This window comes from Stenotrophomonas sp. GD04024, from assembly GCF_029837545.1.
GTDB lineage: Bacteria > Pseudomonadota > Gammaproteobacteria > Xanthomonadales > Xanthomonadaceae > Stenotrophomonas > Stenotrophomonas forensis.
Genome location: NZ_JAOEDV010000051.1, coordinates 17,352 through 32,109 on the forward strand (window position 1 = coordinate 17,352; position 14,758 = coordinate 32,109).

9 protein-coding genes are annotated in these 14,758 nt (G+C 69.1%); 2 read left to right on the top strand and 7 right to left on the bottom strand.

Features of this window, described 5'->3' with window-relative positions:
* Positions 1–205: 205 nt before the first annotated feature.
* The 6 genes from N7590_RS15330 to N7590_RS15355 all read right to left on the bottom strand — a co-directional run bounded on the left by N7590_RS15330 (position 206) and on the right by N7590_RS15355 (position 9,099).
* Complete coding sequence (locus N7590_RS15330) at positions 206–730, bottom strand: hypothetical protein (RefSeq protein ID WP_053511711.1); 525 nt, start codon at positions 728–730, stop codon at positions 206–208.
* An 11-nt stretch (positions 731–741) separates the two neighbouring features.
* On the bottom strand, positions 742–3,180 hold the full coding sequence (gene mrcB / locus N7590_RS15335; RefSeq protein WP_053511710.1) for a penicillin-binding protein 1B: 2,439 nt from the start codon (positions 3,178–3,180) through the stop codon (positions 742–744).
* An 85-nt stretch (positions 3,181–3,265) separates the two neighbouring features.
* Positions 3,266–4,318: a glycosyltransferase family 2 protein gene (locus tag N7590_RS15340; RefSeq protein WP_279935710.1), complete on the bottom strand. Its 1,053-nt coding sequence runs from the start codon at positions 4,316–4,318 to the stop codon at positions 3,266–3,268.
* A gap of 69 nt (positions 4,319–4,387) precedes the next feature.
* Positions 4,388–5,278, bottom strand: a complete 891-nt coding sequence (locus N7590_RS15345) for an NAD-dependent epimerase/dehydratase family protein (protein WP_164242799.1) — start codon at positions 5,276–5,278, stop codon at positions 4,388–4,390.
* Positions 5,279–5,340: 62 nt separating this feature from the next.
* Complete coding sequence (locus N7590_RS15350; RefSeq protein ID WP_164242800.1) at positions 5,341–6,912, bottom strand: hypothetical protein; 1,572 nt, start codon at positions 6,910–6,912, stop codon at positions 5,341–5,343.
* Positions 6,913–6,942: 30 nt separating this feature from the next.
* On the bottom strand, positions 6,943–9,099 hold the full coding sequence (locus tag N7590_RS15355) for a bifunctional (p)ppGpp synthetase/guanosine-3',5'-bis(diphosphate) 3'-pyrophosphohydrolase (protein ID WP_053450555.1): 2,157 nt from the start codon (positions 9,097–9,099) through the stop codon (positions 6,943–6,945).
* A gap of 130 nt (positions 9,100–9,229) precedes the next feature.
* Between N7590_RS15355 and N7590_RS15360 the strand changes: the two genes are divergently transcribed.
* On the top strand, positions 9,230–9,766 hold the full coding sequence (locus tag N7590_RS15360; protein WP_164242801.1) for a hypothetical protein: 537 nt from the start codon (positions 9,230–9,232) through the stop codon (positions 9,764–9,766).
* 53 nt (positions 9,767–9,819) lie between these two features.
* Here N7590_RS15360 and hrpA read toward each other — a convergent pair whose 3' ends face one another.
* Positions 9,820–13,896, bottom strand: a complete 4,077-nt coding sequence (gene hrpA, locus N7590_RS15365; protein WP_164242802.1) for an ATP-dependent RNA helicase HrpA — start codon at positions 13,894–13,896, stop codon at positions 9,820–9,822.
* Positions 13,897–13,982: 86 nt separating this feature from the next.
* Here hrpA and N7590_RS15370 point away from each other — a divergent pair, with 86 nt between their 5' ends.
* Positions 13,983–14,531, top strand: coding sequence for a Dps family protein (locus N7590_RS15370; protein WP_006439098.1), 549 nt, complete (start codon positions 13,983–13,985; stop codon positions 14,529–14,531).
* The last annotated feature ends 227 nt before the right edge of the window (positions 14,532–14,758 follow it).

A 14,758-nucleotide genomic window follows, 5' to 3' on the forward strand; every position in this document is an offset into this window, starting at 1 on the left:
GGCGGGCCGGGACGGGCAGGCAGGACACGCCGTAAACCCATCCCTGGGGGGCTCGATGGCGCCATCCATGGCGCCAACGGTCCTGCCTGCCCCCCCCCCCCCCCCCCCCCCCCCCCCCCCCCCCCCCCCCCCCCCGGCCAAGCACGGCTTTTGCCTTACGCGGCCAAGCAGCCAGCCACGAGGGGCTGCGCCGTTGGCAGGAAACTCAGTACCGCTTGATCCCCGGCACGGTGCAGCCTTCCAGCTGCGCATGCGCCGACACCGCATTCTCCTTCTCGCCGCGCGCCAGGCGCGACTGCTCGATCGTCGCCCAGTGCCGGCGGCACAGCGGCCCCGTCTTCGAACCCAGATCGATCGCCTTGCGTGCGAATGTCTCCGCCTGCGCCCACTGGCCCTGCAGCAGCGCCAGCTCGGCACGTTCCTGCAGCACCGCCGGATCACCCGCCACGATCTCCAGCGCATGGTCCAGGCTGCTGGCCGCGGCGGCCAGATCATTGGCCTGTCGCTGCGCCTGCGCGGTCACCCGCAGATCTTCCACCTGCGAATCGCGCAGCGGCTGCACCGACAGCTCCTTGTCGTCCGGGCCGGCGGCTGCGTCCACGGCGGCCAGGCGCTGCGCCGGCGTGGTGGTATCAACCGGCGGCTTGGCCACGGGCGGTGCGCTGCTGACGCACGCGGCCAAGGCCAGGCTGAGGCCGGTCAGGGCCAGGGGCTGCAGCAGGGATCGCATGTTCATCGGCATCATCGGCTTGGAGGAGGAGTGGCAGCAGGAGGGGCCGCGGCGGGTTCCGCAGGGGCGTCCGGCTTGCGGTCCAGGCCGAACCAGCTGCGCCAGCCACCGCCTTCGCCCTCGGTTCCACCCTGCCCGTCCGGCGATACCGCCGGCGCGCACGGTGCATAGGCCGGCGCGTAGCCCACCACGAACGGGAAGCGACGCGCGCCCGGGCAGCCTTCATCGGTACTGTTGATGCCGGTGGGCGCCACCGACTGCCAGTCCAGGCCCTTGTTGCTGACACGCAGCGGAGCACTTGGCAGGCGCTGGAAAATACCCGACCACACCCTCATCGCACCGGTGGCACCGTACAGGCCCGCCTGTTCGTTCTGGTCGTTGCCGATCCAGATCACCGCCAGATGATCGCCGGTGTAACCGGCGTACCAGCTGTCACGGCCATCATTGGTGGTACCGGTCTTGCCGGCCGGCTGCAGCCGGCCCAGGCCGTCGGCGTTGAGGCGCTGCGCGGTACCACTGGCGACCACCTGCTGCAGCCCGACGCTGATCAGGTTGGCGGCGATCGAGTCGCCCTCCTGTGCCGGTGCCGGCGTCTTGTCATAGCGCTTGAGCAGCTTGCCCTGCGGATCGAGCACGCCACGCACCGCGTGCAACGGCTGGATCTCGCCGCCGGACGCCAGGAACTGGTACAGCTGTGCCATCGCGTACGGGCTCTGGTCGGTCGAGCCGAGGATCACCGCCGGATTCGCCTCCGCCTTGATGCCGGCCAGTACATGGATCAGCTGCGTCACGCGCTCGGGACCAACCTGCATGCCGACGCGTACGGTGGCCTGGTTGTAGGAATGGGCCAGCGCATCGATCAGGCGCACCGTGCCGTGGCTGCGGTTGTCCGCGTTGCCGGGGTTCCAGTTGCGGCCGCGGCCGAGCTGCACGGTCACCGGGGAATCGTCGACCCAGCTGGCCAGCGAATAGCGGTCCGGCTGTGCCAGCGCCAGCAGGTACACGAACGGCTTGAGCAGCGAACCGACCGGACGCTGTGCCTCGATCGCGCGGTTGAAGCCGACCTCGGAGACCTCGCGGCTGCCGATCACCGCCAGCACATCACCGTTGTGCACGTCGGTGAGCACCATGCCGGCCTGCAGTTCGGGGCGACGCTTGCTTTCCAGCGACTTGATGGTACGGGTCACCGCGCCTTCGGCGTAGGCCTGCGCGGACGGCGACATGCCGGTCATCACGCTCAGGCCGGCGCCCTGCAGCGCCGACTCCGGATAGTCATGGCCCAGCTGGCGGCGGACCAGGTCGACGTAGGCCGGGAAGCGGTTGGCCGCCACCAGGCCCGGCGTCTTCGGCACGCCCAGCGGCGCCTTCAACGCACGCTGGTACTCGGCGTCGTCGATCAGCGTGGCTTCGTGCAGCTTGCCCAGCACGAAGTTGCGGCGATCCAGCGCGCGTTCCGGATTGCGCCGCGGGTCGTAGAAGGACGGGCCCTTGACCAGGCCGATCAGCAGCGCGATCTGCTCGGTTTCCAGCGACGACAGGTCGCGGCCGAACCAGAACTCGGCACCGGAGGACATGCCGTGGATGGCCTGGCTGCCACGCTGGCCCAGGTACACCTGGTTGAGGTAGGCCTCGAAGATGGTGCGCTTGTCGTAACGCGCTTCCATGATCAGCGCGTACAGCACTTCGTTGAACTTGCGGGTGACCGTCTGTTCCTTGCCGATGCCGAGCAGGCCGCTGCGGGCCAGCTGCTGGGTCAGCGTGGACGCGCCCTGGCGGCTCTGGCCACCGGAGCGGATGGTCACCCATACCGCGCGCGCGATGCCGGACAGATCGATACCGTGGTGACGGTTGAAATCCTTGTCCTCCACCGCCTGCAGGCCGGTCACCAGCAGGTCCGGCGCCTCGTCCATGCGGATCAGGCGGCGTTCTTCCTGCTTCTGGCCGTACAGGGTGGCGATGCGCGCCGGATCCAGCCGCGCGGCCTTCAGCGCCTTGCGGTTGTCGGCATCACGCAGCGAGGCCACGCCGCCATCGGCCAGCGACAGCTCCACCCGGCGCGGGGCGACCCGGCCGTCAACGTCGTTGTAGCCGCGGCTGGAGATGACGAAGCGCCCACCGTTCACCGCATAGGTGGCCGGCTCCTTGCCCTGCCCGTCATCGCGGTAGGCCGAAGCAGCCAGCTCGGTCTTCAGGGTGGCCGCATCCATCGCCTTGCCGGGCGTGAGCACCAGCGGGCGCGCATACACCCGCGTCGGGATCTGCCAGCGCAGTTCACCGAAACGCTGGGTCACCTGCTGGTTCAGGTACAGCGTGTAGGGAATCAGGAAACCCAATCCCAACGCGACCGCAGCCATGCTCCAGGTGATCAGCCGGCGCCGCCACAGCGGGCTGTCGTCCTGCTGGTCGTCGTCGAAATCGTCGTTGTCGTCGGAATCGTAGCGTCGGGGCACTGGGGCTGCGGGCAGATAGGGTCTGGCGAGTCTAACGCAGGCGCCGTGGTGGCTGGCGGGCGATGGCCTGCGGTTTCACTGCAGTTCAAGCAGCGCGAGGCTCCCGCCAGCCCGCGGCCGCCCCCACCAACGCCGCGCGGACGCCGCGCCAGCCTGCCCCGGCCAGGCACACATTGGCCAAGCGTGCGAACAGCCGCGGCGCGTCGTGAGCGATCCAGCGCGCCTGCACGCCCGCCCGGCGATACAGCTGCAGGCGCGACCAGGCCATGCGCCAGGCCAGCGCGGAAAGACCCTGGAAGCGTTCAGGTGCAACGCGGACACCGCGCTGCACCAGCAGGGCATCCAGGGCCAGCAGGCGCCCCGCAGTACGCTGCCGCGCCTTCCCGTCGAACAGATCGAGATGCCGCAGCCGCTGCAGGAAACCACGGCGGCTGGCGCCAATCTGGTTGTTGCCATGCTGCCGGTAATCGATGGTGGGCTCGGCCAGCATGTCCAGGCCTCCACGCAGCGACGCGTGCACCGCCAGCCATTCGTCGTGGCTCCAGCCCGGCGGTACCGGTAGCGCCCCCTGCAGCAGCGAACGACGCAGCGCACAGGTCGCGCCGGTGACGAAGTTGCGCAGCAGGATGGCATCGATCGCACGGCCCGAGCGTTCCAGTTCGACTTCGGCCGGATGCACCACCAGCACCTCCAGCAGCCGCTGGCCCAGCGGCGCGCCCTGCGCATCCACCAGCCGTGCATCGCTGTGCACCAGCATCAGGCCCGGTTCGGCGTGGAAGCGCTGCACGTAGCGGCGCACCCTTCCCGGATGCCAGACATCATCCTGGTCGCACAGGAACAGGATGTCGGCCTGGCAGCGCTGCAGCGCGTCGGCAAAGTTGCGGACATAACCGAGGTTGCGTGGGTGCCGGGCGATCTCGACCCGGATGCCCAGCGCCTGCGCGCGCACCTCGAAGGCCTGCAGCAACGGCAACGTCTGGTCGCTGGAACCATCATCGCCGATCACCACTTCGCTCACCGGAAGATCCTGGTCGAGGATGCTGTCCAGCTGCGCCTGCAGGTAGCGTGCACCGTTGTAGGTGCACAGCGCGACGCCAATGCGCTCGGCGGGGGCCGATCCGGATGGCGCGTCAGGCATGGAACGTACTCGCGGGGAACAAGGCCGAGGATGGTAGCAGAGCCTCCGCCGGGGGGCGGATCTGCACCGTCAGTGGTTGCCGGGATGCGCTGCGATCCGCTGCAGCGCCTGTGCGGCACTCATCGGCTGCCACATGTCCGCCTCCGGCCTGAACGGCCGCGGGTGTACACCCAGCAGCGCCAGCAGCGGACCGTTGTCGGCGACCAGGTCCTGCTGCAGGCGTGATACCGGGCCGCGCGCGCGCGGCAGCACCGCCGCCAGGCCACGCAATGCAAAGCCCGGCAGTGGCAGCGGCAAGGTCGGTTGCGCCAGGCTGGCGTGCACGCGGCGGAACATCGCGTGATACGGCAGGCGTTCACCGCCGCCGATCTCCAGCACCCGCGCCGACGCCGCACCGGTGGTGATGCAGGCCACCACCGCGCGGGCGATATCGTCGGCATGCACGGGTTGGCGCAGGCCCTCGGCCCGCGGAATCGGGAACAGGCGCAGGCGCAGCGCGCGCTGCACGATCGGGGTGATGCTGCGGTCGATGCCGGCGCCATAGATCAGGGTCGGCCGCAGGATCGTCCACGCCATGCCCAGGCGCTCGGCCTGCTCGATGAGGCCCTGTTCGCCCCGCTGCAGCATCGCCACCACGTCCTGCTCGTCGGCCTGGTCCGAATCCTGCTTGCTCAGCACGCTCATCGAGCTGGTGGCGATGACCCGTGGAGCCGGCGCGCGGGCCTGCCGCGACAACCACTGCGCCAACCCTTCCAGCGGCCCGAAACTGGCAATCGCCTGCCACTCGGCAGACGGCACGCTGTCCAGCGCGCTGGCCAGATCCCCGCACAGCCAGTTCACTCCGTCCTGCGCCGGTTGCGGCCGCCGGCTCACCGCCTGCACCTGGCCGTGCACCTGCAGCAGGCGCGGCAACAGGAACCGGCCGATCTGGCTGGTGGCTCCGGAAACAAGGACGGTCATCGGCACTCCATGGGCGGGCAGCGGGGGCTGGCTACTATAACGACCCGCCGGCAACGGCGGGCTCAGGGCGAGGGCACACCGATATCGCGAAGGCGCTGCCGCAGCTGTTGATACTCGCTGCTGGACGCACCCGCACCGAGCTCGGCGGCCTGCTGCAGGGCGCGTTCGGCGAAGGCGACATCACCATTGCCCAGGCGTTCACTGCCGATCGCCAGCCAGCGCTGGGCCAGGCGCTGGCGGGCAGCAGGCAGCCCGACCGCAGTAGGCGACAGGGTCTGCCAGGCCTGCAGGCAGGCGCCCGCGGCCTGCACCCGGTTCTGCCGCAGGTTGTCATCGAAGCAGGCACGGCTGGCGGGCAGCAGGCGCGCGGCGGCCGCTTTCACCCGGGAATCGCGCGGCGCCAGGCCTTGTGCTTCACGCAGCGCGTCGAACGCGCTGTGTCCCGGCGGACTGATCCACTGCCCGGCGCGCTCGGCGCGCTCGATCCTGCGCAGCAGCTCGCGCAACTGCCGTTCGCGTTGCGCGTTGCTGGCCGCCGGCTGTTGCAGCGACCGCTGTGCCTGCTGCGCACGTTGCAGGCGCTGCGCCAGCTGCTGGCGCGCCGCGGCCGACGCACCCAGCGCCTCGGCCAGCGCTGCATCACGCTGTGCTGCGTCGAACTGGAAATCGTCGGCCTGGCTCTGGCTGCGCGCCTGCACGGCCTGCAGCACCTGCTCGCGGCCACGCTGGGCCGTGGGATCCTCCGGCGCCACGGCCAGTACGGCCAGGAAGCCCTTCGCCGCATTTTCCAGTTGCTGGCGCTGCAACGCGCGCTGCGCCTGCCGCAGGCGCAGGTCCACGGCACGTGCCAGCGCCTCCTGGCTGGCCGGAAGGTCGGCATGGCCGGCATCGAACTGGCGGGCGCGCTGCATGATCGCAGCCGCCTCGGCCAGCTCCCCTCGCCCGGCCAGCGTGCGTGCCTGCTGCAACAGATCGCTCAGGGCATCCTCGCGCCCCTCCAGCGCCGGCAGATTGTCCGGCTGCACTGCCAGGATGCGCTGGAACAGCGGCAATGCACTGCTGTCGCCATCATCAAGCCGCCCTGCTGCAAAGGCATTGCGCGCCTGTGCCAGCAGCGCGCCGATGCCGGCCCCCGCGTTGCGTCGCGCCTGCAGCTGGCGGGCAACCGCTTCGGCTTCGCTCTGCGGCACCAGCAGCTCGCGGGCCAACGCCAGTGCCTGCGCGCTACCGTCGAGATCGTTGTTCTGCAGCCTGTCGCGTGCCTGCTGCAGTGCCGCCGCAGCGGTTCGGGCCAGGCCTTCGCGCGCCTGCGGGCGATCACCGTCCAGTGCCAGCACCGCCTGGTAGCGCTCGCGTGCGCCACTGCCATCGGCCGCGCTCAACCGGCCCGCGGCGAGTGCGCGGTCACCCTCGGCCAGCAACTGTTCGATCTGCGGCTCATCCCAGAACCAGTCGGCCAGCGGCTTGCGCAGCAGCACCAGCAGCACGAACACGGCCAGCGCGGCGACCAGCGCCCAGCGCCAGACCCGGCGCGCGTGGCGTGCCTGCAGCCACCACCAGCGGCCTTCGCGGCGGACGCGGTCCAGCGCAGGATGTTCAGCGCCATGCGGGCGATGCGGAGGCTCGCGTTCCATGCGTGCAGGGTAGCCGGGGCAGCGTGAAGCTCAGCCGAGGCGACGTGCCTCGCTCACGCCCGGCAGCGCGTCCAGCTTGCCCAGCAGGGTCGACAGCTGGCCGTAATCGCTCACCTTCAACCGCAGGCGCAGATGGGCACGGCCACTGTTGCGCACATTGTCACTGTGGATGTCGAGCACGTAGGCGTCTTCCTGGGCGATCAGGTTGGTGATGTCCTTCAGCAGCCAGCGGCGATCGACCGCCGTGACCACCACGTCCACTTCGTAGCCGCCACCGGCCTGGCCCCATTCCACCGGCAGGATCCGCTGCGGGCTGGTGGCAGCCAGGCGGGCCAGCGCCGCGCAGTCTGCCCGATGCACGGTGACACCCCGGCTACGGGTCAGGTAGCCGACGATCGGCTCGCCTGCCACCGGCTGGCAGCAGCGCGCCAGCTGCACCAGCAGGTTGCCCACGCCCTGCACGGTGAACTTGGACTTGCCCAGGTTCTCCCGGCGCGCGGTCGGGCGCGGCAACGCCGGCGCGGCTGCTGGCTGGCTGGCCGCGCGCTCGGCTTCCAGCAGGGCGCGGCTGACCTGGTTCGGCCCGGTATCGCCCAGCGCCACCTGGATGTAGAGGTCATCGACACTGTCGGCGTGGAATTTCTTCGCCGCCACTGCCAGATCCGAATGCTGCAGGCCCAGCCGCTTCAGCTCGCGCTCGAGCAGTTCGCGACCGGCCTGCACGTTGCGCGCACGGTCCAGCTTGTGGAACCAGCTGCGCACCTTCTCGCGGGAACGGTTGCTGGCCAGGAAACCATTGGCCGGCATCAGCCAGTCACGGCGCGGGTCGGCCTCCTTGCCGGTCAGGATCTCGACGCGGTCGCCGCTGCGCAGGCGGTAGGTCAGCGGCACGATGCGGCCATTGACCTTGGCGCCACGGCAACGGTGCCCGACCATGGTGTGCACCTGGTAGGCGAAATCGAGCGGCGTTGCACCCTGCGGCAGGTCCAGCACCTCGTCCTTCGGGCTCAGCGCATAGACCCGGTCCTCGGTCAGCTCGGCGTCGAGCGCCCCGGCCAGTTCGTTGCCCTGCCCGTCCTGCGCCTGCTCCAGCAGCTGCCGCATCCAGGTGATCTTGCGGTCGAAGGCCTTCTCCGCGCCCTTGCCGCCTTCCTTGTACTTCCAGTGCGCGGCCACGCCCAGTTCGGCCTGCGAATGCATCTCGTGGGTGCGGATCTGCACTTCGATGGTGCGCCCTTCCGGGCCGACCACGGCGGTATGCAGCGAGCGGTAGTCGTTGGCCTTGGGACGGGCGATGTAATCATCGAATTCGCTCGGCACCGGCGCCCACAGTGCATGCACCACGCCCAGCGCGGCATAGCAGGCGGCGACATCGTCGACCATCACCCGCACCGCGCGGATGTCGTACAGCTGGTCGAACGCCAGCCGCTTCTTCTGCATCTTCCGCCAGATGCTGTAGATGTGCTTCGGACGGCCACTGACCTCGGCCTTGATGCCCTGCGCGACCAGTTCGCGCGACAGCACCTTCTTGACGTTCTCGACGTAGCGCTCACGCGCGATGCGGGTCTCGTCCACCTCACGGGCGATGCGCCGGTAGGTTTCCGGTTCCAGGTGGCGGAAGGCCAGGTCCTCCAGCTCCCACTTCAGCTGCCAGATGCCCAGCCGGTTGGCCAGCGGTGCATGGATGTCGCGGGTGAGCTGGGCCAGCGCGCGGCGCTGTTCGTCATCCAGCTTGTCGGCCGCGCGCATCCGCGCCAGTTGCCGGGCCAGCAGGATCGGCACCACGCGCAGGTCGCGGATGATCGCCAGCAGCAGGCGGCGCAGTCCTTCACTGTTGCGCCCGGCCTCGCGACCGGCATGCAGCGCCCATACCGGGTCAGCAGCGTCCTGGCCGTCGAGCAGGCCGATCACCGCTGCCTTGTGGTTGCCCAGCGGCAACGCGTCCAGGTGGGCACGCAACCCGGGAAGGTCGAACAGCAGGGCCGCGACCACTGCGCCTTCGTCGGCTGAAAGCATCGACAGCGCATCAAGGGTGTCACCCAGCACCGACCAGCTGGCGCGCATCTGGTGGTCGCACTCCGGGGCATCCCAGTGCCCGCGCAGGGCCTGGCGCAGCGGAGCGGGCAGCACCGCTGCCGAGGGACGGTTCAACAAGGCATCCAGGCCGGGGACGGAAGCGCGGTTCACAGCATCGAGCAGGCAAGACAGAGGCCCCTACACTAGCGCCGGCGCCGTTCAGGGACAATCGCCGCGGCCACCATCGCCTGGCATGAGGACATGCCGCTACACTCGCGGGCAAACCCAGGAGAGTCCCGCCATGCCCTCGATCGTTCCACACTTCCGTCCACGAGTGCTCGCTTGCGCCGCGCTGTTGCTGGCCGTATCGGCGCCTGCGCTGGCCCAGCGCGTGGTGGAAGGCGACCTGCAGCAGCAGATGTCGCCCGCCGAGTTCAAGGCCGCCGGGCTGGACAAGCTGGATGCGGCGGAACTGGCCACGCTCAACCGCTGGCTGCAGGGCAAGGTCGAGGCGGCCACCACCCAGGCCGTGGCCGCCGTCCGCGAGGAGGCGCGCGAGGAAGGACGCCAGGAAGTGATCGTGAAGAACCGGGGCTTCTTCGATTTCGGCAGCAACGAGCCAATCACCGGCGTGCTGCAGGGCGAGTTCCGTGGCTTCGGCAAGGGCCGCATCTACGTGCTGGACAACGGCCAGGAATGGGAACAGACCGATGCCACGACCCTGGCCGGCGTGCGCAAGTCGTCACCCCGGGTGAGCATCAAGCCCGGGGTGATGGGCGTCTGGTACATGAAGGTTGACGGCGTGAACACCCAGCCCAAGGTCCGCCGTACCAAGTAACGGCGCGTGCTGGAGGTAGAGCCGGGCACCGGCTCGGCTCTACCGGATCGGACTCACGCCTGGCGCAGTGCGGTTACCCGCTGCGCCAGCTTCTTCGCCGAGATGCCGGTGCGCGCACCCAGCTCCTGCGCGAACAGTGACACCCGCAGTTCCTCCAGGTCCCAGCGCAGTGCCTGCCATTGCGGGCGTTCACGCAGGCCCTGTGCCTCGCCATCGCGCAGTGCGTCCAGGAACGGATGCAGCTCCAGCATGCGTACCTGGTCGCGCGGCGGATCGCGCTTGGCCCGCTCGGTGCGCAGGATCATCGCCTTCAGGTAGCGCGGATACTGCGCCAGCGCGTCGGCCGGCGTGTCGCGCAGGAAGCCGGGGTGGATCAGTCCGGCCAGCTGCGCTTCCATGTCGTCCAGGTTGCCGCGCGCCCAGCCCATCAATGGCGCCTCCAGCATTGGCTTCAGCTCGGCCACCAGCGCCAGGATGGTCTCGGCCAACTTCAGCCGCGACATCGCCTCGCCGAACAGCGCCTTGGCCGCGTGGTCGCGACGCTGCTCGAAGACCGCCGCATCGCGGATGTCCTCCAGGCCTTCGGCCAGAACGGCATTCATCGCCGCATCGACCAGGTCGCCACGCAGGCGCTCCTGCGATTCGATGGCCGCGTACAGCAGGCCGGTCTTGGCCCCCACCGGCAGCTGCTTGCGTGCCTGCTTGACCTTCTCGGCAAGGGCGATCTCCAGCAGGCGGCGCACGCCCAGCGGATGGGCTTCCTGCGCCTGCTGTCGGTCGGCGAAGATGCGCAGCGCCACGCTGTCACCTTCATCGAGCAATGCCGGATAGGCCGGCACACCCGCTTCGCCGGGAACCTGCAGCGGAATCGGCGCGGCCGGGAACGTGCGCAGGCCATCGGCCGCCATCTCGCGCCCGGCACGCGCCGCGAAGGCATCGCCGGCACGACCACCGAATTTCGCGCGCAGCGCATCGAGGTCACGCGACGTGGCCAGCACCTTGCCGTGCTCGTCGCGCAGGCGCAGGTTCATGTGCAGGTGCGGTTCGATCACACCGGGCTCGAAATCGAGCGCGGTCACCGTGGCACCGGTCGCGCGTGACAGGAAGCGTGCCAGCTCACCGGTGATGGCATCGGCGCTGGGCTGCGGGAACGCCTCGAAGAACGCGCGGCCGAAGTCCGGCGCCGGCACATAGTTGCGGCGCATCGCCTTGGGCAGGCTGCGGATCAGCGCCGAGGCCTTGTCCACCACGAAGCCCGGCGCCAGCCAGCCCAGCTGCACCGGATCCAGCGCGTTGAGCAGGTGCAGCGGTACGTCCAGGGTCACGCCGTCATCGTCGGCGCCCGGTTCGAAGCGGTAATGCAGCGGCAACCGCGCCTGGCCCAGCGCCAGGTACTTCGGGTAGCGCTCCTGTTCACTGCCTTCGCCGGGCAGCAGGTCGACCAGCGACCAGTGCAGCGTCTTGCGCTGCTCCGGCGCCAGCCCCTTCCACCAGGTATCCAGACCCGCCGCCGAGTGGATCTGCGGCGGCACCCGGTCCAGGTACCAGCGCGCCTGCCAGTCCTCGTCGGCAACGATGCCGGCGCGGCGCAGCTTGGCCTCTTCCTCGCGCGCGACCTCCAGCACCTTCTGGTTGTCGGCCACGAAGCTGGCACGGGTGTTGATTTCGCCGGTCACCAGCGCCTGCCGCACGAAGATGTCGTGCGCTTCGCCCGGTTCGATGCGGCCATAGTGCACCGGCTTCTTCGGCGCCAGCACCAGGCCGAACAGGCTGATCTGCTCGGACGCCAGCACCTGGCCCTGCGCGCGCGACCAGTGCGGATCGAAGTGCTTGCGCAGCAGCAGGTGCGGCAGTTCGGCGATCACCCAGTCCGGCTCGATTGCGGCCAGGGTCATGCCCCACACCTTCTGCGTGTCCAGCAGGTTGGCCGCCAGCAGCCAAGGCGGCGGCCGCTTGGACAGCGCCGAGCCCGGGAACGGCAGGAAGCGGCGCTGGCGCGGGGCCTGGAAATCGCCCTTCTCGGTGCGGTGGCCGATCTGCGTCGGCAGGCCCGCCACCAGCGCCCGGTGCAGGGTCTGGTAGGCGGTGGCACGCACGCGTTCGCTGAAACCGCCGCCCGCCGGCGCCTGTTCCTTCTGCGCGCGCACGGCCACGGGTGCCGGGGCGGCTTCGGCCTTGCCCTCGCGGGCCAGCCGCGCGGCACGGTGCAGCTGGCCACGGGTGGCCTTCACCGCTGCCGCGTCATCACGCGCCGGCGCACTACTGCCGGCCAGCAGCGGCGCCATCGACGCCTCGGCAGCCTCTTCCTTCCAGCCCAGTTCCTCGCACAGCAGGCGCAGCTGGCGATGCAGCTCGCGCCATTCGCGCATGCGCAGGAAACCCAGGAAATGGCGACCGCACCAGTCGCGCAGCTTCGATTGGGTCAGGTCTTCATGGGCCTGCCGGTAGGCGTCCCACAGGCGCAGCACGCCGACGAACTCGGAGCGGCCATCGGCAAACTGCGCATGTGCGCTGTCGGCCGCGCCGCGCGCCTCGGGCGGTCGCTCGCGCGGGTCCTGGATGCCGAGGAACGAGGCGATCACCAGCATAGGGCGCAGGCAGCCGGCGGCCTGCGCGGCCACCAGCATGCGCGCCAGCTTCACGTCCACCGGCAGGCGTGCCATCTGCTTGCCGACGGTGGTCATGCGCCGCTCGGCATCGATCGCGCCCAGCTCGGTCAGCTGCTGCCAGCCATCGGCCACCGCACGCTCATCGGGTGCTTCCAGGAACGGGAAGTCCTCGATGCGGCCCAGGCCCAGCTGCAGCATGCGCAGGATCACCCCGGCCAGGCTGGAGCGGCGGATTTCCGGATCGGTGAACTCCGGCCGCGCCTGGAAATCAGCTTCGGCGTACAGGCGATAGCAGATGCCCTCGGCGATACGACCGCAACGGCCCTTGCGCTGGTTGGCGCTTGCCTGCGAGATCGGCTCGATATGCAGGCGATCCAGCTTGTTGCGCGGGCTGTAGCGTTTGACGCGGGCGAAACCGGGGTCGACCACGTAGCGGATGCGCGGCACCGTCAGCGAGGTTTCGGCCACATTGGTGGCCAGCACGATGCGCCGGTTCGGGCCGGGGTTGAACACCCGGTCCTGGTCCTGGTTGGACAGCCGCGCGTACAGCGGCAGCACTTCGGTATTTCGGTACTTGCGGCGCTCCAGCGACTGGTGCGCGTCGCGGATCTCACGTTCGCCAGGCAGGAAGATCAGCACGTCGCCGCGCGCATCCAGGCGGGTGATCTCGTCGATGGCCGACACGATGGCATCGTTGACAGTGCGTTCGCCCTGGTCTTCGCCCTCGCCTTCCAACGCGCGGTAACGCACTTCCACCGGGAAGGTGCGGCCCTCGACGCTGATCACCGGCGCATTGTCGAAATGCTGGGCGAAGCGTTCGGTGTCGATGGTGGCCGAGGTGACGATCAGCTTCAGGTCCGGGCGCTTGCGCAGCAGCTGCTTCAGGTAGCCCAGCAGGAAGTCGATATTGAGGCTGCGTTCGTGCGCTTCGTCGACGATGATCGTGTCGTAGTTCGACAGCCAGCGGTCACTGGCGATCTCCGCCAGCAGGATGCCGTCGGTCATGAACTTGATGCGGCTGTCTTCGCTGACCTTGTCGTTGAAGCGCACCTGGTAGCCGACCAGCTGGCCCAGTTCGCTCTGCAGTTCCTGCGCCACGCGGCTGGCCACCGCACGTGCGGCAATCCGTCGCGGCTGGGTGCAGCCGATCATGCCGGCCTGGCCACGGCCTGCGGCCAGGCACAGTTTCGGCAGCTGGGTGGTCTTGCCCGAGCCGGTTTCACCGGCAATCACCACTACCTGGTGGTCGCGGATCAGCTCGATGATCGCGTCGGCTTCACGCGCAATCGGCAGCTGCGGGTCCAGAGTAATGGATGGTTGCTGTTGCGCCCGCACCTGCCGGCGCTGCACCGATGCCTGCAAGGCCTGCTCGAAGGTGGCGGCCAGTGCTGCATCCTGCGGCTTGGCCTGGCAACGCGAGAGCATTCCCAGCAGGCGGCCCCGGTCGCGGCTCATGGCGCCGTCGATGGCGGCACGCTGTTGGCGCAGGCGGGGCGATGGATTTTTATCGATAGCGTTCATCAATCGGTTCGTTCAAAACTTTGAAAGCGACCAGTCATCGAGACTGATTTACTGTGAAGGCCAACGATTCCACAAGGAGGAACCCCATGGCGAAGACCAAGAGCACGACCAAGGCCAAGACCGGCAAGCAGAAGCTTGCAGCGGCGGCACCGTCGGCACCGAACATCGATATCGGGATCACCCAGGGCGACCGCAAGAAGATCGCCGACGGCCTGTCGCGCTTCCAGGCCGATGCGTTCACGCTCTACCTGAAGACCCACAACTTCCACTGGAATGTGACCGGGTCGATGTTCAACTCGCTGCACACCATGTTCGAGACGCAGTACACCGAGCAGTGGGCGGCACTGGACGACGTGGCCGAGCGCATCCGCGCGCTGGGCTTCAATGCCCCGGGCTCCTACCGGGAATTTGCTGCGCTGACCTCGATCGCCGAGGAACCGGGCCTGACCGACAGTGCGGACTGGCGTGAAATGGTACGCCAGTTGGTGGTCGCCAACGAAGCGGTCTGCCGTACGGCACGTGAAGTGCTGGACGTGGCGGCCAAGGGTGACGATGCCCCGACCGAGGATCTGATGACCCAGCGCCTGCAGACCCACGAGAAGTACGCCTGGATGCTGCGCTCGCTCCTCCAGTAAGGGTTTGGGGGGCTCGGCAGGGCTGCGCCCTGCACCCGCGGTAGTGCCGGCCGCTGGCCGGCAACAGCAACAGCAAAAGCTGGCTTCCTGTGGGTAGGCGGGGTGGGTCCGGTGGCAGGGGACGCCGTAAACCCGTCCATGGGGGCTTGGCCGCGGCATCCATGCCGCGGACTGATCTGGCTCCCCGTGGGCGGACGCCAAGAAGCGATACTTTGATCGCACTGGGA